Source organism: Geodermatophilus sp. URMC 60 (assembly GCF_053502585.1).
The window spans coordinates 248,571-267,556 of record NZ_CP199958.1 but is presented as its reverse complement, the minus strand read 5'-3'; the positions used below and the strand labels follow the sequence as shown (position 1 = coordinate 267,556).

16 protein-coding genes, 4 tRNA genes and 1 pseudogene are annotated in these 18,986 nt (G+C 72.1%); 18 read left to right on the top strand and 3 right to left on the bottom strand.

Going from position 1 to position 18,986, the window contains the following annotated elements:
- The first annotated feature begins 135 nt into the window (after nucleotides 1-135).
- A complete protein-coding gene (locus ACWIX3_RS01305) occupies nucleotides 136-384 on the top strand; it encodes a hypothetical protein (RefSeq protein WP_448610280.1) in 249 nt (82 codons plus the stop codon).
- A 179-nt stretch (nucleotides 385-563) separates the two neighbouring features.
- A pseudogene (locus tag ACWIX3_RS01300) lies at nucleotides 564-1,242 on the top strand (relaxase domain-containing protein); the annotation flags it as partial.
- A 267-nt stretch (nucleotides 1,243-1,509) separates the two neighbouring features.
- Here the strand turns inward: ACWIX3_RS01300 and ACWIX3_RS01295 are convergent.
- Nucleotides 1,510-2,001 carry a YajQ family cyclic di-GMP-binding protein gene (locus tag ACWIX3_RS01295; RefSeq protein ID WP_448610279.1) on the bottom strand — a complete coding sequence of 164 codons (492 nt, stop codon included), beginning with the start codon at nucleotides 1,999-2,001 and terminating at the stop codon, nucleotides 1,510-1,512.
- Nucleotides 2,002-2,108: 107 nt separating this feature from the next.
- Between ACWIX3_RS01295 and ACWIX3_RS01290 the strand changes: the two genes are divergently transcribed.
- Nucleotides 2,109-2,190: transfer RNA gene (locus tag ACWIX3_RS01290), tRNA-Tyr, on the top strand.
- A gap of 70 nt (nucleotides 2,191-2,260) precedes the next feature.
- On the opposite strand, the gene ACWIX3_RS01285 is transcribed toward ACWIX3_RS01290, so the two are convergent.
- Nucleotides 2,261-2,692 (bottom strand): pilus assembly protein TadG-related protein, encoded by a 432-nt coding sequence (locus ACWIX3_RS01285; RefSeq protein WP_448610278.1) that lies wholly within the window; start codon nucleotides 2,690-2,692, stop codon nucleotides 2,261-2,263.
- Nucleotides 2,693-3,395: 703 nt separating this feature from the next.
- On the opposite strand from ACWIX3_RS01285, the gene ACWIX3_RS01280 reads away from it, so the two are divergent.
- The 7 genes from ACWIX3_RS01280 (at nucleotide 3,396) to ACWIX3_RS01250 (ending at nucleotide 8,851) form a co-directional block, all read left to right on the top strand.
- Nucleotides 3,396-5,915: a putative bifunctional diguanylate cyclase/phosphodiesterase gene (locus ACWIX3_RS01280; RefSeq protein ID WP_448610277.1), complete on the top strand. Its 2,520-nt coding sequence runs from the start codon at nucleotides 3,396-3,398 to the stop codon at nucleotides 5,913-5,915.
- A 68-nt stretch (nucleotides 5,916-5,983) separates the two neighbouring features.
- Nucleotides 5,984-6,056: transfer RNA gene (locus ACWIX3_RS01275), tRNA-Thr, on the top strand.
- A gap of 60 nt (nucleotides 6,057-6,116) precedes the next feature.
- Nucleotides 6,117-6,190, top strand: a tRNA-Met gene (locus ACWIX3_RS01270).
- 113 nt (nucleotides 6,191-6,303) lie between these two features.
- On the top strand, nucleotides 6,304-6,468 hold the full coding sequence (gene rpmG / locus ACWIX3_RS01265; RefSeq protein ID WP_012950506.1) for a 50S ribosomal protein L33: 165 nt from the start codon (nucleotides 6,304-6,306) through the stop codon (nucleotides 6,466-6,468).
- 96 nt (nucleotides 6,469-6,564) lie between these two features.
- Entirely contained in the window at nucleotides 6,565-7,011 is a 447-nt protein-coding gene (locus tag ACWIX3_RS01260) for an FAS1-like dehydratase domain-containing protein (RefSeq protein ID WP_448610276.1), read from the top strand.
- On the top strand, nucleotides 7,008-7,436 hold the full coding sequence (locus ACWIX3_RS01255) for a MaoC/PaaZ C-terminal domain-containing protein (protein ID WP_448610275.1): 429 nt from the start codon (nucleotides 7,008-7,010) through the stop codon (nucleotides 7,434-7,436). The genes ACWIX3_RS01260 and ACWIX3_RS01255 overlap by 4 nt, the downstream gene beginning before the upstream one ends.
- On the top strand, nucleotides 7,433-8,851 hold the full coding sequence (locus tag ACWIX3_RS01250; protein ID WP_448610274.1) for a M1 family aminopeptidase: 1,419 nt from the start codon (nucleotides 7,433-7,435) through the stop codon (nucleotides 8,849-8,851). Before ACWIX3_RS01255 ends, ACWIX3_RS01250 begins: the two co-directional genes overlap by 4 nt.
- A gap of 101 nt (nucleotides 8,852-8,952) precedes the next feature.
- Here ACWIX3_RS01250 and ACWIX3_RS01245 read toward each other — a convergent pair whose 3' ends face one another.
- A complete protein-coding gene (locus tag ACWIX3_RS01245; protein WP_448610273.1) occupies nucleotides 8,953-10,209 on the bottom strand; it encodes a pyridoxal phosphate-dependent aminotransferase in 1,257 nt (418 codons plus the stop codon).
- 240 nt (nucleotides 10,210-10,449) lie between these two features.
- Between ACWIX3_RS01245 and ACWIX3_RS01240 the strand changes: the two genes are divergently transcribed.
- From ACWIX3_RS01240 to rpoB, 8 genes are all read left to right on the top strand, one after another.
- Nucleotides 10,450-10,522: transfer RNA gene (locus ACWIX3_RS01240), tRNA-Trp, on the top strand.
- 108 nt (nucleotides 10,523-10,630) lie between these two features.
- On the top strand, nucleotides 10,631-11,182 hold the full coding sequence (secE, locus tag ACWIX3_RS01235; RefSeq protein ID WP_448610272.1) for a preprotein translocase subunit SecE: 552 nt from the start codon (nucleotides 10,631-10,633) through the stop codon (nucleotides 11,180-11,182).
- Nucleotides 11,183-11,222: 40 nt separating this feature from the next.
- Nucleotides 11,223-12,125, top strand: a complete 903-nt coding sequence (gene nusG / locus ACWIX3_RS01230) for a transcription termination/antitermination protein NusG (RefSeq protein WP_448610271.1) — start codon at nucleotides 11,223-11,225, stop codon at nucleotides 12,123-12,125.
- A gap of 88 nt (nucleotides 12,126-12,213) precedes the next feature.
- A complete protein-coding gene (gene rplK / locus ACWIX3_RS01225) occupies nucleotides 12,214-12,645 on the top strand; it encodes a 50S ribosomal protein L11 (protein WP_091446692.1) in 432 nt (143 codons plus the stop codon).
- 192 nt (nucleotides 12,646-12,837) lie between these two features.
- Nucleotides 12,838-13,557, top strand: coding sequence for a 50S ribosomal protein L1 (rplA, locus tag ACWIX3_RS01220; RefSeq protein WP_448610270.1), 720 nt, complete (start codon nucleotides 12,838-12,840; stop codon nucleotides 13,555-13,557).
- A 388-nt stretch (nucleotides 13,558-13,945) separates the two neighbouring features.
- A complete protein-coding gene (gene rplJ, locus ACWIX3_RS01215) occupies nucleotides 13,946-14,563 on the top strand; it encodes a 50S ribosomal protein L10 (RefSeq protein ID WP_448610269.1) in 618 nt (205 codons plus the stop codon).
- Between the two features lie 17 nt (nucleotides 14,564-14,580).
- Nucleotides 14,581-14,976, top strand: a complete 396-nt coding sequence (gene rplL, locus ACWIX3_RS01210) for a 50S ribosomal protein L7/L12 (protein WP_448610268.1) — start codon at nucleotides 14,581-14,583, stop codon at nucleotides 14,974-14,976.
- A 481-nt stretch (nucleotides 14,977-15,457) separates the two neighbouring features.
- Complete coding sequence (gene rpoB / locus ACWIX3_RS01205; protein WP_448610267.1) at nucleotides 15,458-18,967, top strand: DNA-directed RNA polymerase subunit beta; 3,510 nt, start codon at nucleotides 15,458-15,460, stop codon at nucleotides 18,965-18,967.
- Nucleotides 18,968-18,986: the final 19 nt, after the last annotated feature.

The window sequence follows — 18,986 nt, the reverse complement described above, 5'->3', positions numbered from 1 at the left end:
GGTGTTCGGCGTACAGACCAGCACGGCGCGGAAAAATCATCGGTCAGACCACACCGAGGGCCGGTCGACCACCGCGCCAAGCGGATGCTGCGTACGGAAGGGAACCCCGGTCGGGAACACCGCAGGACAGAGCGAGTGCCCCTCGGCCGCCGTTCCGCAACACCCGCCCGGTGCACCTTCCCGCACGGGGAGGGCGACCGGGACGCCCTGCGAGCCGGTCGCAGCCTCGTCGTCCGGCTGCCGCTCGACGTCGGCGCCACCGGGTCGCAGGAGGCCGGGAACGCGAGCCGAGGCACCCTGGAGCTGATCGTCATCCGCACCTGCAGCTCGGAAGAAAGCGACCTGCTCTCGGTCGACAATCGCCGAGAACAATCGACGACATGACGCCCGCGGCGTCTTCATGCCGTCACCCCAGCCTTTTCCGGGCAGGCTCAGGTCTTCGCCGATGAACGGCACGCATGCTACCAATGGTGGTAGATCGGTTTCCGCTTCGCGGGATCCGTCGCCGTTCCTAGGGGTGACCTGTCGGTCATTTCTGGGTGGCATCGGGAATGCGCGGTGGAATGAAGGTGCACGCCGGGCCGCCGGCGGCTGCCCGGGTGTACCTGGAGGCCGACCGGGGCCGGGCCGATGACTACTACCTGACCGAGGGCACCGGTCTGGCCCGCCGCTTCACCGCCACCGGTGGGCGGGTGCAGGAGCGCGCGTCGCTGACCGGCGACGGCTACGAGACCTGGGTGGCCGGCCGCGAACCGGACACCGGCGACCCGCGGGGGCGGCTGCGCACCGACGCCCACGCGGTGCGGTCCGTCGAGGTGGTGGTCAACGGCCCGAAGTCCTGGTCACCAGCGGCCGCGGTGCACGCGGACATCACCGCCGCCCATGACACCGCCCAGGACCGCGCCGCCGCCCAGGTCATCGGCTGGCTGGCCGAGCACGCCACCACCCGGGTGGGGCCGCGCGGTGGGCAGGTGCAGGTGCTGGAGGCGGTGACGGTGCGGCACCACACCCCCCGCGCCGGAGATCCGCAGCGGCACCTGCACCTGCAGATCGGCGCCCGGGTGTTCGCCGCCGGGCGGTGGCGGGGCCTGCACACCGTCGGCGTGCGCGACTTCCTCGCCGCCGTTGACGGCATCGGGCACGCCACGGTCGCCTGCGACCTCGCAGCTCCGCACCGCACTTGCCGCCCACGGCTACACCCTGGATGCGACTGGAGAAATACCGGAGCTCGCCGAGTACGTCCGCGCGAGCGACCTGGCGCCGTGCCAGCTGCTGGTCAGCCTGACCGAGCCGACGCCCGTACCGGCGCCCGGCCGGTAGGGCCGACCGGATCCCCAGGCGTCACCAGACCCCGCGGCACCCCGCCCGGGACGGCAGGCGTACCACCGCGGGCGGGGCCTCCGAGGCCACCGGGACAGCGCCGTCGCGGTCGCGGCAGTCCGCCGACTTGCCGACGGTGTGCGGACTCGACCCGGTCATCACCGCGCTGACATGCGCAGGTGCTGGGGATCAGCGATAGTTGTCGAACTGCAGCGCGACGTCGAGGTCCTTGCCGCGCAGCAGCTGCTGGACCGCCTGCAGGTCGTCCCGCTTCTTGCCGCTGACCCGGAGCTGGTCGCCCTGGATCTGGGCCTGGACGCCCTTGGGGCCCTCGTCCCGGATGATCTTGGCGATCTTCTTGGCCGTGTCGGACTCGATGCCCTGCTTGATGCGGGCGCCGATCTTGTACGACTTCCCGGAGGACTGCGGTTCGTCGGCGTCGAGCGACTTCAGCGAGATGTTCCGCTTGACCAGCTTCTCCTTGAAGACCTCGAGCGCGGCCGAGACCCGCTCCTCCGTGTCGGCCTGCAGCGTGACGCCCTCCTCGCCGGCCCACGCGATCGTCGCGTTGGTACCGCGGAAGTCGAAGCGCTGCGAGAGCTCCTTGGCGGCCTGGTTGAGGGCGTTGTCGACCTCCTGGCGGTCGACCTTGCTCACCACGTCGAACGACGAGTCGGCCATGTGTCGGTTGCTCCTTGTCCTCTGTCGTCCACCGGCCGCGGGCGGGTCCCTGGGGCCACCGCCGAAGCCGGTCTCCGGTGTCTTGTACGCTCTCCCGGTACCACCACGGCGGGTTGCCCGAGTGGCCAATGGGAGCGGACTGTAAATCCGTCGGCTTAGCCTACGAAGGTTCGAATCCTTCACCCGCCACACCCGGTACGCGCGGCCCCCGACCTCGGCAGAGGTAGGGGGCCGCTGCCGTTGGTGGGGTGGGCGTGCCTCAGGGGGTGATCGGGGCGCGGGCGCCGGCGACGGCGGTGCGTTCCAGGGGCTGTCCGCCGAGGAAGAGCCAGCCGAACGCGATCTCCACGTGGCGCGTGCACCGGACCGTGACCTCGACCCCGTCGGTCTCGGTCGACCAGGAGTGCAGCGCCGTCCCGCCGTCTGCCAGCTGGTCGGCCACGGCCGCCTGCGTGCTCGCCCGGGTCAGCGGCAGCGCCGTCCCCACGCCGGTGGCGTAGAGGGTCGCCTCGTCGGTGGCGTTGGCCGCAGCCAGCGCGGCGCCGTCGCAGACCGACTGCAGTTGCTGCTGCTCCAGGAAGGCGTCGGACGCGGCGATCGCACCGAGGGCCATGAGCGCGGCGACCAGCCAGCACACGAGGACCAGCGGCAGCGTCGAGCCGCGCTCGGCGTCGTCCCCGTCCCGTCGCACGCGGCGCAGCCTAGGTGGCCGTCCGGCCTGCCACACGGCCTGTGGGAGTGCTGCGGGGGGCTGTGGACCCGATCGGGGGAACCGCGGTCAGCCGCGCCTCGGACCGTGGACCCACCTGCGACACGCCGGCCGGTCGGGTCCCACCCGACCGTCGACTCCCCGCAGTCACAGCAGACTCCCGTGTACTCCTAGCGAGGTACCGAGGGTCACGCATGATGACGCTGAGTCACGGCATGTCGCCTGATCGTGGCGTCGAGATCGACGGTGCTTGCCTCGGACGGGTGACGGGCAGCAATCTCTCCGGCGCGGTCCGTACCCATCGCTCTGCCCCCGCGCCTGGACGACTGCCCAGCTGGTCGACACAGCAGTCCTTCATGCCTGAGGAGGCGTCATGAGCAGCACCGTCGAGCTCGTCAACACCCGCGGTCAGAAGTGGAGCCGTGGTCAGAAGTGGAGCCGCGGCCAGAAGTGGAGCCGGCTGGCCGCCTGACCGCACGGTCGCTCCTGCCACGGCGTCTCGTCAGGGACGGCGGTGTCGCTGCTGCCGACGGCGGGACCCTCGGACGTCTCCCCGCCTCCCCCTCACTCGTCGGGGGGGAGGGGGCGGTCGAGACCGCTGAGGAGTACCGTCGCGCTGTTAGCCTCGGCCCCGCCCATCTCCCCCCGGCGAATACAGGTGTCAGTGGCCGAGCAGGACGCAGTCGTGCAGCGCCCGCGGACTGCGTTGCTGGGGCCCTCTGCGATCGGCTGGCTCAGCGTCGTCATCGCCCTGCCCGTCGCTGCGGTGATCCTCCCGCCACGGTTCGAGTCGGTGAGCTGGCTCGCGCTCGCAGGGGTCCTCGCCGCTTTCGCGGTCGCCGAGAGCTACAACATCCACGTCGAGTTCCGTCGTCAAGGCGTCTCCATCTCGGCATCCGAACTCGTCTTCGTCATCGCGCTCTTCGAGGTGGGCCCGACCTGGACCGCGGTCACGCGCGCGCTCGCTGTCGGCGGGGTGTGCCTGGTCCAGCGGTTCAGCCTGGCGAAGGTCGTCGCCAACACGGCACTCGCGGTCGTCGAGGTCAGCGTTGCCGCCGCGCTGCTGGACGTGCTGCCCGTGGGGGCCCGCACCGAACCCGCGACCTGGCTCTCCGTCCTGATCGCCATCGTCATCGCCACGATGGTCGGCGGCGCCCTCATCCGCCTGGCCATCATCGCGACCCAGGGGTACTCCGGCCCGGAGCTCTGGACCAGCATGCTGCTGGCCGCCGTGACGGTCACGCCGATGGCGGTGATCGTCGGGCTGTCGATGCTGCTGCTGATGGACGTGACGCCCTGGTCGCTCCTGCTCGTCGCGCCGTTGCTCGGTGGACTGGTCCTCCTGTACCGGAGGTTCGCCGCGGTGGCGCGCGAGGGAGCGGACCTGGAGAAGGTCTACGCGTTCGCCCGCCAGGTGGAGCAGATCGGGCCCGACGAGGACGGTCCCCGACGCCTCGTCGAGGAGATCCGCGAGCTCTTCAACGCCGAGCGGGTCGCCCTCTGGCTGCCGCCCTACCTGGACGAGGAGCCGCGACTGGTGGTGACCTCGGACGACGGTCGGAGCTGGTACGACGGCCCCGGTGACCCGGCCGACCTGTTCCGTCGACGGGCGACCGAGGGGGCCCACGACGGCCCCGTGCTGGTGTCCCTCGGGCGAGCCACGGAGGAGGAGGCCGCAGCGCTCGCGCGCCGCGGCGCCCAGGACCTGCTCGCCGCGCCGGTGGCCACCGCGGCCGGGGAGCCGGGCTACCTCGAGGTGTGCGACCGGCGCCACGACATCGTGTCCTTCGCCGACGGCGACCGGTCCGCGTTGGACTCCATGCTCACCCACGTCAACGCCGCGATCCGGCAGCAGCAGCTGCTGACCCAGATCCGCTACGACGCCGATCACGACCGGCTCACCGGCCTGCCCAACCGCCAGCGGCTCGCGGCGGAGATCGACCAGCTGCTCGCCGCGGACCCGGTCGCCGGAAGGGCGGGTCTCATCCTCGCCTCGCTGGACAACTACGCCGAGGTCACCGACACGCTCGGCCACGCGGCCAGCGACGAGCTGCTGCTGGTCACCGCCGGCCTGCTGCGCGAGCACGCGCCGCCGCAGGCGCTGCTGGCGCGCATGGAGGGCGAGCAGTTCGCCGTCCTGCTGCCCGGGCTGTCGCTGCCCGCGACCGAGCGGGCCGCGCGCCGGCTGCGTGAGGCGACCTCGACGCGCGCCCGGGTCGCCGGCCTGGACCTCGAGGTGACGCTGACCATCGGCGTCGCCGCCGCCCCGGTGCACGGCGCGGACGCCGGCACGCTGATGCAGCGGGCGGACGTCGCCCTGCTGGCCGGCGCCGGAAAGAGCGGCGTGGCCAGCTACCACCCGGTGCTCGACCAGCAGAGCCTGCGCCGCCTGCAGCTGGGCACCGAGCTCGAGCAGGCCATGGCCGACGGCGAGATCAGCGTCGTGTTCCAGCCGATCATCGACGCCCGCAGCTCCGACATCGTCTCGGTCGAGACCCTCGTGCGCTGGGCGCACCCGCGCTACGGGTCGATCGCGCCGGACGAGTTCATCCACCTCGCCGAGCAGATCGGCCGGATCGGCCCGCTGACCGACTACGTGCTCGACCTGGCGCTGGCCCGCTGCCGGCGGTGGCTCGACCAGGACATCGCGCTGTCGGTGGCGGTCAACCTCTCGGCCCGCTGTCTCACCGAGCCCGACCTGGTGGACCGGGTGCGGCGCGCGCTGCGCCGTCACGCCGTCCCCGGTGAGCTGCTGACGCTGGAGCTCACCGAGGGCAGCGTCGTCGACGACTCCGTGCGCAGCAGCAGCGTCCTGACCGACCTGCACGCCCTGGGCCTGCGGCTGTCGATGGACGACTTCGGCACCGGCTACTCCTCGCTGTCCCAGCTGCGCCAGCTGCCCATCGACGAGGTGAAGATCGACAAGTCCTTCGTGCTGGGGATGTCCACCAGCCAGGGCGAGTCGTTCATCGCCCGATCGATCATCGAGCTGGCGCACAACCTGGGCCTGCGCGTGGTCGCCGAGGGCGTCGAGGACGAGCTGACGCGCAACCTGCTGGCCGAGATGGGCTGCGACAAGCTCCAGGGCTTCCTGGTCAGCCGGCCGTTGCCCGACGAGCGGCTGGAGAACTGGATCCTGGCCCGCACCGGCGTCCGCTCGGCGGTCCCCGGGACGCCGCACCGGCGCCTGTTCGTGCGGTCCTGAGCGCGCCGGGACCCCCCTGCGACGGACCCCTGGAGGCGTCGGGTAGAGTCTCTGACGGCTCGAAGCCCGCCCCTTTAGCTCAGTCGGCAGAGCGTCTCCATGGTAAGGAGAAGGTCTACGGTTCGATTCCGTAAAGGGGCTCTGGAACAACACAGTGGCCGCTCGGCCCGGTTGCCGAGACCGGGCCGCACGGTCACGTCCGGCGGTGTAGCTCAGCCAGGCAGAGCAAGCGGCTCATAATCGCTGTGTCACCGGTTCAAATCCGGTCACCGCTACTCTCGACGGACCCCGCTCGCCCGGGGTCCGTCGGCGTGTTGCAGCACCGTGCGGGCACCCGTCCGCGCGGAACCCGGGCCCGGCCCGGTCCCGACAAGGCGAGGAGCGCCCCGTGGCAGCCACCGACATCCGTCCGAAGATCACCCTGGCCTGCCAGGAGTGCAAGAGCCGGAACTACATCACCCGCAAGAACCGGCGCAACGACCCCGACCGGCTCGAGCTGAAGAAGTTCTGCCCGAAGGACCGCAAGCACACGATCCACCGCGAGACCCGCTGACGCGGTCTCGAGCCACCGCAGAGACCCGCTGACGCGGTCTCGAGCCACCGCAGGGACGCGCTGACCCGGCAGGTCTGCGAGAGGGAGGGCGGGAGCATGGCGCTCGATCAGGCACTGGTCGGGCGCAGCTACCCGCCCTCCGCCGTCTACGAGGTCGGCCGGCAGAAGATCGCCGAGTTCGCGGACGCCATCGGTGCGGCCGACGCGGTGCACCGGGACACCGAGGCCGCTCGCGCGGCCGGGTACCCCGACGTGATCGCCCCGCCCACGTTCGCCATCGCCCTGACGCTGTCGGCGGCCGGTGTCGTCGTCGAGGACCCCGACGTCGCCCTGGACTACAGCCGCGTCGTCCACGGCGAGCAGCGCTTCACCCACCACCGGCCCATCCGGGCCGGTGACCGGCTCGTCGCCACGCCCACCATCGAGGCCGTGCGCAGCGTCGGCGGCAACAACCTGCTCACCACCCGGGTGGACGTCGCCACCGAGGACGGCGAACCGGTCTGCTCGGCCACCTCGATGCTCGTCGCCCGGGGGAGCGCATGACCGCCGGGGTGCGGGCCGCGGACGTCGCCGTCGGTGCCGAGCTGCCCGAGCAGAGCTACCAGGTCACCCGCGCGGACCTGGTCCGCTACGCCGGCGCCTCCGGCGACTTCAACCCCATCCACTGGAACGAGCGGGTGGCCACCGAGGTCGGCCTGCCCGGCGTGATCGCGCACGGGATGCTCACCATGGCGCTGGCCGCCCGCGCGGTCACCGCGTGGGCCGGTGACCCCGGCGCGCTGGTCGAGTACCACGTGCGGTTCGGCCGGCCCGTCGTCGTCCCCGACGACGGCACGGGCGCGCAGGTCACCGTCCGCGGCAAGATCGGCTCGCTCGGCGAGGACGGTCGCGCCCGGGTCGACCTGACCGTCACCAGCGGCGGCGAGAAGGTCCTCTCGCTGGCCCGCGCCACCGTCCAGCTGGCGTGAGCCCGCGGCGGGCCGGGCTCGTGCTCGGCGCCGTCCTGCTGCTGCTCCCCGGCTGCGGCGCCTCCTTCGTCGACACCCTCGCCGCCGAGCGGTCGGCCGCGACGCGGGAGACGGCCGCGACGCCGTCCGACGGGGACTGCCCGGAGCGTGCCGGCCCCGACCCCGATCGGCCGGTCGTCGAGCTCGACCTCCGGCTGGACGACGACCTGCGCACGGTCACCGGCACCGAGACGGTCGCCTTCACGCCCGACCTGCCCACCGGCGAGCTGGTCTTCCGGCTGGTCCCCAACGGGCCCGATCCCGCGGCGGCCGGCAACCGCCTGGTCGTCGACGCCGCACGTGGGGACGACGTGGCCGGCAGCGGCTACGAGGACGCCGGTGCCGGCGGTCCGGGCGGCCTCTACGTCGTCCGGCTGGACGGCGAGCTCCCCGCCGGGGAGACGACCGAGGTGGTCCTGGACTTCACGCTCACCCTCGGCGAGGGCGGGTTCGAACGGGTGGGCGCGGCCGATGGCGTCTCCTGGTGGGCCAGCGGCGCGCCTCTGCTGGCGTGGGAACCCGGGGTCGGCTGGGCCCGCCACCCGTTCGTCGACCTCCCTGGCGAGACCGCGACGAGCCCCGCAGCCGACACGAGGATCCGCGTCTCCGTCCCCGAGGCGCTCACCGTCCTCATGACCGGCGACCAGGCCGAGCCCTCCGCCCCGCAGGACGGTCGCCGCACCTGGACGTCGGTCGAGCCGGTCGCCCGCGACGTGAGCGTCGCGGTGGGCGTCTTCGACACCGCGAGCGCCACCAGCGAGAGCGGGGTGGAGGTGACGACCGGCGTGCTGCCGGGCGCGGACGTATCCGCCCCTGAGCTCACGGCGTGGACGCTGGCCGCGGTAGACGAGCTCGAGGCCCGCTTCGGCGCCTTCCCGTACGCGACGCTCACCGTGCCGCTGCTCCCCGACGAGGGCGGCGGCATCGAGTACCCCAGCTCCATCCTGCTGGCCGGCGCCGACCGGCTCGTGCTGCTGCACGAGGTCGCGCACATGTGGTTCTACGGGATGGTCGGCGACTCCCAGTTCCGCGACCCGTGGCTGGACGAGGCGTTCGCCACCTATGCCGAGTCGGTCGCCTTCCCGGTGTCCGGGGACGCCGCGGCACGGGCGCTTCGCACCCCCGGCGAGGTCGGCGCGGCGATGGACCAGTTCGACACCGCCGCGGGCTACTTCCGCCGCGTGTACGGCAAGGGCGGCGCCGCGCTCCTGGCCGCCCGCGAGGCCGCGGGCGCCGAGGCGTTCGACGCCGCCCTGCGCTGCTACGTCGACGTCAACGCGTGGACGATCGCCACCCCGGACGACGTCGCGCGGGCGCTGGAGGACCTGCCGGCGGCACTCGACGTCCTCGTCGAGGCGGGCGCCCTCGACGAGTAGCAGGACCCCGTCCTCTCCACCCTTCGCCGGCTCGGGGCGGTGCCCGGGACGGGGCCGGCGGCGAGGCTCTGTACAGGGCCGGCCCGGGGGACGGGGTCCTCTCAGCCGGCGGTGCCCAGCAGCCGCTGCATCCGGGTCACGCCCTCGACGAGGTCGTCGTCGCCCAGGGCGTAGGACATCCGCAGGTAGCCCGGCGTGCCGAAGGCCTCACCGGGGACGACGGCGACCTCCGCCTCCTCGAGGACGATCTCGGCCAGCTGCACGCTGTCGGCCGCCGTGCGCCCACCGATGGGCCGGCCCAGCAGCCCCTTGACCGACGGGTAGACGTAGAACGCGCCGCGCGGCTCGGGGCAGGCCACTCCGGGGATCTCGCGGAGCATCGACACGATCGTGCGCCGCCGCCGGTCGAAGGCCTCCCGCATCGCGGCCGCGGCCGACAGGTCACCGGTCAGCGCGGCGACCGCGGCCGCCTGCGACACGTTCGCCACGTTGGAGGTGGCGTGCGACTGCAGGTTGGTGGCGGCCTTGACGACGTCGGCCGGTCCCACGACCCAGCCGACCCGCCAGCCGGTCATCGCGTAGGTCTTGGCGACCCCGTTGACGACGACGCAGCGGTCGGCGAGCTCCGGGACGACGACCGGCATCGACGGCGCGGTCGCCCCGTCGTAGGTGAGGTGCTCGTAGATCTCGTCGGTGAGCACCCACAGGCCGTTCTCGTAGGCCCAACGGCCGATCTCCTCGACCAGCTCCGGCGGGTACACCGCGCCGGTCGGGTTGGACGGCGAGCAGAACAGCAGCACCTTGGTGCGCGGCGTCCGGGCGGCCTCGAGCTGGGCCACCGACACCAGGTAGCCGCTCTCCTCGTCGGCCACGACCGGCACCGGCACGCCGCCGGCCAGGGCGATCGCCTCGGGGTAGGTCGTCCAGTACGGCGCGGGCAGCAGCACCTCGTCGCCCGGGTCGAGCATCGTGGCGAAGGCCTCGTACACGGCCTGCTTGCCGCCGTTGGTCACCAGCACGTTGGCGGGGGTGACCTGCAGCCCCGAGTCGCGCGCGGTCTTGGCGACGATCGCCTCCTTGAGCGCCGGCAACCCACCCGCGGGCGTGTACCGGTGCATCGCCGGCTGACGGCAGGCGACGACGGCGGCCTCGACGATGTAGTCGGGCGTCGGGAAGTCCGGCTCGCCGGCGCCGAAGCCGATCACCGGCTTGCCCGCGGCCTTGAGAGCCTTGGCCTTGGCGTCCACCGCCAGCGTCGCCGACTCGGCGATGGCAGCGATGCGGCGGGAGACGCGCCGGTCGGCTGGCGACAGGCCGGGGGACGGGGCAGCGGACTCCGAGGGGGAGACGGCGGTCATGGCCCCATCATGTCCGAGGACGGTGTGCGCGGTCGTCCCCGATCCCGGCTGCCACCGCGTCCGCGGCCCTCCCGTCCGACGCGTCGGTGGCCCTCGCCCGGCACGTTGGCTGCTCATTCCGGCGGTCCCGTACACTGGCTGTCCTGGGGCCACTGACCCCGCCACCGGCGTGCCCCGGAACCCTCGCGGGAACGGTGCCGGCCGGAGCGGGCCACGCGGTCCCTGCCCGGCCCAGGGCACAGGGGTGTAGCTCAATTGGCAGAGCAGCGGTCTCCAAAACCGCAGGCTGCAGGTTCAAGTCCTGTCACCCCTGCCCGTGCCGCCGGCTCCCGCCGGCGACGTGCACGACCCGTACGACAGCACGACCACCGACCGTCGGCCCGAGGACATCGGCCACCACCAGCGAGGCGAGCGAGGCGCAGTGAGCGACGAGAAGCCGGCACGCGAGGGCGACCCCCGCGCCGCCTCCGACGCCCAGCCGACCGACGAGCAGCTCGACCGCGAGGCGCCCGGCGTGGCCGACGCCGCCGAGCTGGAGGCCGCCGAGGCCGAGATCGCCGCCGAGGCCGAGAGCGACGAGGACAAGGTCGTGGCCGCGCGGCCGACCGGCACCCGCCGCGGCGGCCGGATCACCGCCGAGGGCGACGAGGACGACGACGAGCCCGGCCCCCGCTCCCGCCGGGCCGCCCGCGAGCGCACGCCGTCCCGTCCGTCCGGCCGCCCCGCCGAGGGTGGGGCGACCCGGTCACGGGCCGCCGCGGACCGCGAGCGCGCCGCCGAGGCGCGGCAGCGGCGCAGCCTCCGGCGTTTCCTCCGCGAGGTCGTCGCCGAGCTGCGCAAGGTCATCTGGCCGGGTCGCCGCGAGCTGATCACCTACACGACCGTCGTCATCGTCTTCGTGGCCTTCATCGTCGCCCTGGTGGCCGGCCTGGACCTCCTCTTCGCCCAGGGCGTGCTCGCCGTCTTCGGCTGAGCCCACCCGCGCCTGCACCACCGACAAGGAAGAGACACCCGTGACCGACCCCCGCGAGCCCTTCGAGACCGACAGCGCCGTCGAGGCCACCGACCTCGACGACGCCCGCTTCGACGTGCGCGGCACGTCGGACGTCGAGACCGGCGCCGGCGAGATCGGGGCTGCCGAGGGCTCCGTCGACACCGCGGACCAGGACGCTCTCACCGGCGTCGCCGATGTGGCGCCCGGGGTGAAGAGTGGCGACCCCGACAGCCTGACCACCGACCCGCTGGCCGTCCCCGCGGCGTCCTCCGACCTCGACGAGCTGGGCGACCGGACCGAGGACGACGAGGAGGCCGACCCGGCCGAGGCGATGCGCAAGGTGCTGCGCAGCCAGTTCGGCGACTGGTACGTCATCCACTCGTACGCCGGCTACGAGAACAAGGTGAAGACCAACCTGGAGTCGCGCATCCAGTCGCTGGACATGGAGGACTACATCTTCCAGATCGAGGTGCCCACCGAGGAGGTCACCGAGATCAAGAACGGCAAGCGCACCCAGGTCAACCGCAAGAAGCTGCCCGGCTACCTGCTCGTCCGCATGGACCTCAACGACGAGTCCTGGGGCGCGGTGCGCAACACCCCCGGCGTCACCGGCTTCGTCGGGGCGACCTCCCGTCCTTCGCCGCTGAGCATCGACGAGGTCGTCAGCCTGCTCGCGCCCGCGGCCAGCCCGCAGGCGGCCCGGACGGCGGAGACGACGAGTGCCGCCACCACGGCGGCGCCGACCGCCGTCGTCGACTTCGAGGTGGGCGAGTCGGTCACCGTCATGGACGGCCCGTTCGCCACCCTCCCGGCCACGATCAACGAGATCAACGCCGAGCAGCAGAAGTTGCAGGTGCTGGTCTCCATCTTCGGCCGGGAGACGCCGGTCGAGCTCTCGTTCAACCAGGTCCAGAAGATCTGAAGAAGGACCCCGTCGCCCCCCACCGCTCGCACGCCCGCGGCGGGGCACTGCGAGGGGGCCGCTCCATCCCGTCACGAAGAAGGAAGTCATGCCCCCCAGGAAGCGGTTGACCGCGGTCATCAAGCTCCAGATCAACGCCGGTGCGGCCACCCCCGCGCCGCCCGTCGGTCCGGCGCTGGGCCAGCACGGCGTCAACATCATGGAGTTCTGCAAGGCGTACAACGCCGCCACGGAGTCGCAGCGCGGCAACGTGATCCCGGTCGAGATCTCGGTCTACGAGGACCGCTCGTTCACCTTCGTCACCAAGACCCCGCCGGCGGCCCGCATGCTGCTCAAGGCGGCCGGTGTGGAGAAGGGCTCCGGCGAGCCGCACAAGACCAAGGTCGCCACCGTCACCCGTGACCAGGTCCGCGAGATCGCGCAGACCAAGATGGCCGACCTCAACGCCAACTCGCTCGACGAGGCGGAGAAGATCATCGCCGGCACCGCCCGGTCGATGGGCATCACCGTCCAAGGCTGACGGAGGACCCTCTCCTCCCCACCCCTCGCAGGCTCGGGGCGGGACCCGGGAGAGGGCCGGGAAGCCGCCTGACTCCGGCGGCGTTGCACCACCGGGTCCACAGCGGACCCGTTCGAGCACCTGTGGGAGGGCCCCGCCAGGCCCGTGCACCACACGACTCCCGGCCGAGGCGCCGGGGGAGAGGACACCACCATGGCGAAGCACGGCAAGAAGTACCGCGAGGTCGCGGCGAAGGTCGACCGCGAGAACCTCTACACCCCGCTGCAGGCGGCCAACCTGGCCAAGGAGACGTCGCCGACGGCCTACGACGCCACCGTCGAGGTGGCCATGCGCCTGGGCGTCGACCCGCGCAAGGCCGACCAGATGGTCCGCGGCACGGTGAACCTGCCGCACGGCACCGGCAAGACCGCCCGCGTCATCGTCTTCGCGACCGGCGACAAGGCCGCCGAGGCCGAGGCCGCCGGCGCCGACGTCGTCGGCTCGGACGACCTGATCGAGCGCATCCAGGGCGGCTTCCTGGACTTCGACGCCGCGATCGCCACCCCGGACCAGATGGCCAAGGTCGGCCGCATCGCGCGCATCCTCGGCCCGCGCGGCCTGATGCCGAACCCGAAGACCGGCACGGTGACCCCCGACGTCACCAAGGCGGTCAACGACATCAAGGGCGGGAAGATCAACTTCCGCGTCGACAAGCAGGCCAACCTGCACCTGGTGATCGGCAAGGCCTCGTTCGACGAGACGAAGCTCGTGGAGAACTACGCCGCGGCCCTCGACGAGGTGCTGCGGGCCAAGCCGGCCGCCGCCAAGGGCCGGTACCTGAAGAAGGTCACCATCTCCACCACCATGGGCCCGGGCATCCCGGTCGACCCGAACCGCACCCGCAACCTGACGGTGGACGAGCCCACCGCCTGAGGAAGGACCTCGTCCTCCCCACCCTTCGCAGGCTCAGGGTGGGACCCGGGACGAGGCCGCACCCGCACGTCGCCAGGGGCCCCGTCGCGCATCGCGCGGCGGGGCCTCCGTCGGCTCCGGGTGAGGACGGCGACAGCCGGCGTCCCTCCCGGATGGCGTATGCTCCTCGACGTTCCCCCAAGACCGCTGGTCGTCGCACGTCCGCGTGCGATCGAAGGTCCCGGATGCCGGGCGGCCCGCGCAGGAGGACGGTTCGATCGACGCGGTGCCGTGCGCCCGCGTTCTTCGCCCCGTGCGCCTGCGCCGGGGCGTTCCTCGTCCCCGGGCCCGTTGATCGCCCGCCGTCGTGCACCGGCCGGTGGTCCGCCCGACAGACGAGAGGAGGCCCATGCCCACGCAGGCGAAGGCCGCGGTGATCGACGAGATCACCGAGCGGTTCCAGTCGTCCAGCGCGGCGGTGCTCACCGAGTACCGCGGGCTGACCGTGGCCCAGCTGACCCAGCTGCGCCGTTCCCTCGGTGAGGGCAGCAGCTACGCCGTCGTCAAGAACACCCTGACGAAGCGGGCCGCGGAGCAGGTCGGCCACGCCGACCTGGCGCCGCTGCTCAACGGCCCGACCGCGATCGCCTTCATCGAGGGCGACCCGGTCAACGCGGCCAAGGCCATCCGTGACTTCGCGCGCGCCAACCCGCTGCTCGTCGTCAAGGGCGGCGTGGTCGAGGGCCGCACGGTCGGCGCCGCCGAGGTCACCGCCCTCGCCGACGTCGAGCCGCGCGAGGTCCTCCTGGCCAAGCTGGCCGGCGCGATGATGGGCAACCTCAGCAAGGCCGCGGGTCTGTTCCAGGCCCCGCTGTCGCAGGTCGCCCGGCTGGCCGCCGCGCTGCAGGAGAAGAAGCCCGCCGAGGGCGCCGACTCCGCCGCGGCCGGCCAGGCCTCGGAAGACGCAGCTGCTGACTCCACCACCGACACAGCTGACGCCGCGGACGCTGCGGCCAGCACCGACTGACCCCAGAAGGAGAGATCATGGCCAAGCTGTCCACCGCGGAGCTGCTCGACGCGTTCAAGGAGATGACGCTGCTCGAGCTGTCCGACTTCGTGAAGCAGTTCGAGGAGACCTTCGAGGTCACCGCCGCTGCTCCGGTCGCCGTCGCGGCCGCCCCGGCCGCCGGTGGTGCCGGCGACGGTGGCGCCCCCGCCGCCGAGGAGCAGGACGAGTTCGACGTCGTCCTCGAGAGCGCCGGCGACAAGAAGATCCAGGTCATCAAGGAGGTGCGCGGCCTGACCTCGCTCGGCCTCAAGGAGGCCAAGGACCTGGTCGACGGCGCGCCGAAGCCGGTCCTGGAGAAGGTCGACAAGGACGCCGCCGAGAAGGCCAAGGCCGCCCTCGAGGGCGCCGGCGCCACCGTCACCGTCAAGTGACCCCCTCCCCGGCCGCCTGACCGGGGACCGCACCACCCGCACGACCCGCAGGGGCCGTCCTCCACCCGGAGGGCGGCCCCTGTGCCGTCCGAGCGTCGTGCGTGCGCGGGGCGCGCCCGGAAGGGACCGACGGCGTGGCGGCCCCACGGCCGCCCCTCGGCTGGCATCATGGTCGGGCCGTCACCGGACGGCCCGACCCGGCCCCGCCGGCCGGCTGCCACCCCCGGGTGTGGTCCCCGTCGCGTGCGGACCCCCGACGTGGACAGCCCGCTCCAGCAGGGGTAGGGTTCTCTGTTGCGCTGCCCCCTGACTGCTTGCCCGCCGAGACGGGTCGCCTGGGGTGCCCGGGGGACCCGTCCTCCGGACGCCCGCCGACCGTCCGGGCAGGACGAATGCGGACAGCCCCGCCATTACCGACGACGACCCAGGACGAACAAGCACCCACCGCCCGCACGTCGTGAGGTCCTTGGAAGGACGCATCTTGGCAGGCTCTCGCCCCACCAGCATCAACCCCGGCACCACTGAGTCAGGCACCACCGGCAAGATCCAGCAGGCCCCCCAGTCCGGCCCCCGCACCGGCGAGGCCGACCAGCAGAAGATCCCAGGCGCGCCGCTGCGCGTCTCGTTCGCCAAGATCTCCGAGCCGCTCGAGGTGCCGGACCTCCTGGCCCTGCAGACCGCCTCGTTCGACTGGCTCATCGGCAGCCCCGAGTGGCGGGCCACCCTGTCCCCGGAGGAGCAGGCCGACGCCGTCGGCGGCCTGGCCGAGATCCTCGAGGAGATCTCCCCGATCGAGGACTTCAGCGGCTCGATGTCGCTGTCCTTCTCCAACCCGCGCTTCGAGGACGTCAAGGCGTCCCTCGAGGAGTGCAAGGACAAGGACATGACCTACGCGGCGCCGCTGTTCGTCACCGCCGAGTTCATGAACAACACCACCGGCGAGATCAAGAGTCAGACGGTGTTCATGGGCGACTTCCCGATCATGACGAACAAGGGCACGTTCGTCATCAACGGGACCGAGCGCGTCGTCGTCTCGCAGCTGGTCCGCAGCCCGGGCGTCTACTTCGACAAGACCCTGGACAAGACCTCCGACAAGGACGTCTTCAGCGCCAAGGTCATCCCCAGCCGTGGTGCGTGGCTGGAGTTCGACGTCGACAAGCGCGACACCGTCGGCGTCCGCATCGACCGCAAGCGCCGCCAGCCGGTCACCGTGCTCCTCAAGGCGCTGGGCTGGACCGAGGACCGCATCCGCGAGCACTTCCAGTGGTCGCCCACGGTGCTGGCCACCCTCGAGAAGGACCACATCGCCGGCCAGGACGAGGCGCTGCTGGACATCTACCGCAAGCTGCGGCCGGGTGAGCCGCCGACGCGGGAGAGCGCTCAGGCGCTGCTGGAGAACCTGTTCTTCAACGCCAAGCGCTACGACCTGGCCAAGGTCGGCCGCTACAAGGTCAACAAGAAGCTCGGCGTCGACGTCCCGCAGGGCACGCTGACGCTGACCGAGGACGACATCGTCGCCACCATCGAGTACGTGGTGCGTCTGCACGCGGGCGAGCCCGACCACGGTGTCGACGACATCGACCACTTCGGCAACCGGCGGCTGCGCACCGTCGGCGAGCTGATCCAGAACCAGATCCGGGTCGGCCTCTCCCGCATGGAGCGCGTCGTCCGCGAGCGGATGACGACCCAGGACGTCGAGGCGATCACGCCGCAGACCCTGATCAACATCCGGCCGGTCGTCGCCTCCATCAAGGAGTTCTTCGGCACCAGCCAGCTGTCCCAGTTCATGGACCAGACCAACCCGCTCGCGGGCCTGACCCACAAGCGCCGCCTGTCGGCGCTGGGCCCGGGTGGTCTGTCCCGTGAGCGGGCCGGCATGGAGGTCCGCGACGTGCACCCGAGCCACTACGGCCGGATGTGCCCGATCGAGACCCCCGAGGGTCCGAACATCGGCCTGATCGGCTCGCTGTCGGCCTACGGCCGGGTGAACGCCTTCGGCTTCATCGAGACCCCGTACCGCCGCGTCCAGAACGGCGTCGTCACCGACTCCATCGACTACCTGACCGCCGACGAGGAGGACCGCTTCGTCGTCGCCCAGGCCAACTCGCCGCTGGACGCCCAGGGGCGGTTCGCCGAGGACCGCGTCCTGGTCCGCACCAAGGGCGGTGAGGTCGACTACCTGTCGCCCGAGCAGGTCGACTACATGGACGTCTCGCCGCGGCAGATGACCTCGGTCGCGACGGCGATGATCCCGTTCCTCGAGCACGACGACGCCAACCGCGCGCTCATGGGTGCGAACATGCAGCGTCAGGCCGTCCCGCTGCTGCGCAGCGAGGCGCCGCTGGTCGGCACCGGCATGGAGCTGCGGGCCGCCGTCGACGCCGGCGACGTCGTCGTGGCGGAGAAGGCCGGTGTGGTCGAGGACTCCACCGCCGACTACGTCACCGTCATGGCCGACGACGGCACCCGGCAGACCTACCGGCTGCTGAAGTTCCGCCGCTCGAACCAGGGCACCTCGATCAACCAGACCCCCGTCGTCGACGAGGGCCAGCGGGTCGAGGTCGGCCAGGTCATCGCCGACGGGCCGTGCACCGACCAGGGCGAGATGGCGCTGGGCAAGAACCTGCTCGTCGCCTTCATGCCGTGGGAGGGCCACAACTACGAGGACGCGATCATCCTGTCGCAGCGCCTCGTGCAGGACGACGTCCTGTCCTCGATCCACATCGAGGAGTTCGAGGTCGACGCGCGTGACACCAAGCTCGGTGCCGAGGAGATCACCCGGGACATCCCGAACGTCTCCGAGGAGGTCCTCGCCGACCTCGACGAGCGCGGCATCATCCGCATCGGCGCCGAGGTCGTCCCCGGCGACATCCTCGTCGGCAAGGTCACGCCCAAGGGCGAGACCGAGCTGACCCCCGAGGAGCGGCTGCTGCGCGCGATCTTCGGTGAGAAGGCCCGCGAGGTCCGCGACACCAGCCTCAAGGTCAAGCACGGCGAGTCCGGCAAGGTCATCGGCGTCCGCGTGTTCTCGCGCGAGGACGGCGACGAGCTGCCCGCCGGCGTCAACGAGCTGATCCGGGTCTACGTCGCCCAGATGCGCAAGATCTCCGACGGTGACAAGCTCGCCGGCCGCCACGGCAACAAGGGCGTCATCGCGAAGATCCTGCCGCAGGAGGACATGCCGTTCCTCGAGGACGGCACCCCGGTGGACATCGTCCTGAACCCGCTGGGCGTCCCCGGCCGGATGAACGTCGGCCAGGTCCTGGAGACCCACCTCGGGTGGGTCGCCAAGTCCGGCTGGCAGGTCGAGGGCACCCCGGCGTGGGCGGCCAACCTGCCGGAGGCCGCGCGCGCCGCCGAGCCGGGCACCCGGACGGCGACCCCGGTGTTCGACGGCGCCCGCGAGGAGGAGATCGTCGGCCTGCTCGGCTCGACGATCCCGAACCGCGACGGCGACCGGATGGTGCAGCCCACCGGCAAGGCGCGGCTGTTCGACGGCCGCTCCGGGGAGCCCTTCCCCGAGGCGATCTCGGTCGGCTACGTCTACATCCTCAAGCTGCTGCACCTGGTCGACGACAAGATCCACGCCCGGTCGACCGGCCCCTACTCGATGATCACGCAGCAGCCGCTGGGTGGTAAGGCGCAGTTCGGCGGCCAGCGCTTCGGTGAGATGGAGTGCTGGGCGATGCAGGCCTACGGCGCGGCCTACGCCCTGCAGGAGCTGCTCACCATCAAGTCCGACGACATCCTCGGCCGCGTCAAGGTGTACGAGGCGATCGTCAAGGGCGAGAACATCCCCGAGCCGGGCATCCCGGAGTCGTTCAAGGTGTTGCTCAAGGAGCTGCAGTCGCTCTGCCTGAACGTGGAGGTCCTCTCCGGCGACGGGCAGGCGATCGAGCTGCGCGACACCGACGACGAGGTCTTCCGGGCGGCGGAGGAGCTGGGCATCGACCTGTCCCGCCGCGAGCCCTCCAGCGTCGAGGACGTGTGATCGGCCGCCGGCCGGCCCC

What these genes read in the sequence shown, in the direction of transcription:
- rplK (WP_091446692.1), top strand. Translation starts at nt 12,214, where the DNA reads ATGCCCCCCAGGAAGCGGTTGACCGCGGTCATCAAGCTCCAGATCAAC.
- rplA (WP_448610270.1), top strand. Translation starts at nt 12,838, where the DNA reads ATGGCGAAGCACGGCAAGAAGTACCGCGAGGTCGCGGCGAAGGTCGAC.
- ACWIX3_RS01255 (WP_448610275.1), top strand. Translation starts at nt 7,008, where the DNA reads ATGACCGCCGGGGTGCGGGCCGCGGACGTCGCCGTCGGTGCCGAGCTG.
- ACWIX3_RS01245 (WP_448610273.1), bottom strand. Translation starts at nt 10,209, where the DNA reads ATGACCGCCGTCTCCCCCTCGGAGTCCGCTGCCCCGTCCCCCGGCCTG.
- ACWIX3_RS01295 (WP_448610279.1), bottom strand. Translation starts at nt 2,001, where the DNA reads ATGGCCGACTCGTCGTTCGACGTGGTGAGCAAGGTCGACCGCCAGGAG.
- rplJ (WP_448610269.1), top strand. Translation starts at nt 13,946, where the DNA reads ATGCCCACGCAGGCGAAGGCCGCGGTGATCGACGAGATCACCGAGCGG.
- rplL (WP_448610268.1), top strand. Translation starts at nt 14,581, where the DNA reads ATGGCCAAGCTGTCCACCGCGGAGCTGCTCGACGCGTTCAAGGAGATG.
- ACWIX3_RS01260 (WP_448610276.1), top strand. Translation starts at nt 6,565, where the DNA reads ATGGCGCTCGATCAGGCACTGGTCGGGCGCAGCTACCCGCCCTCCGCC.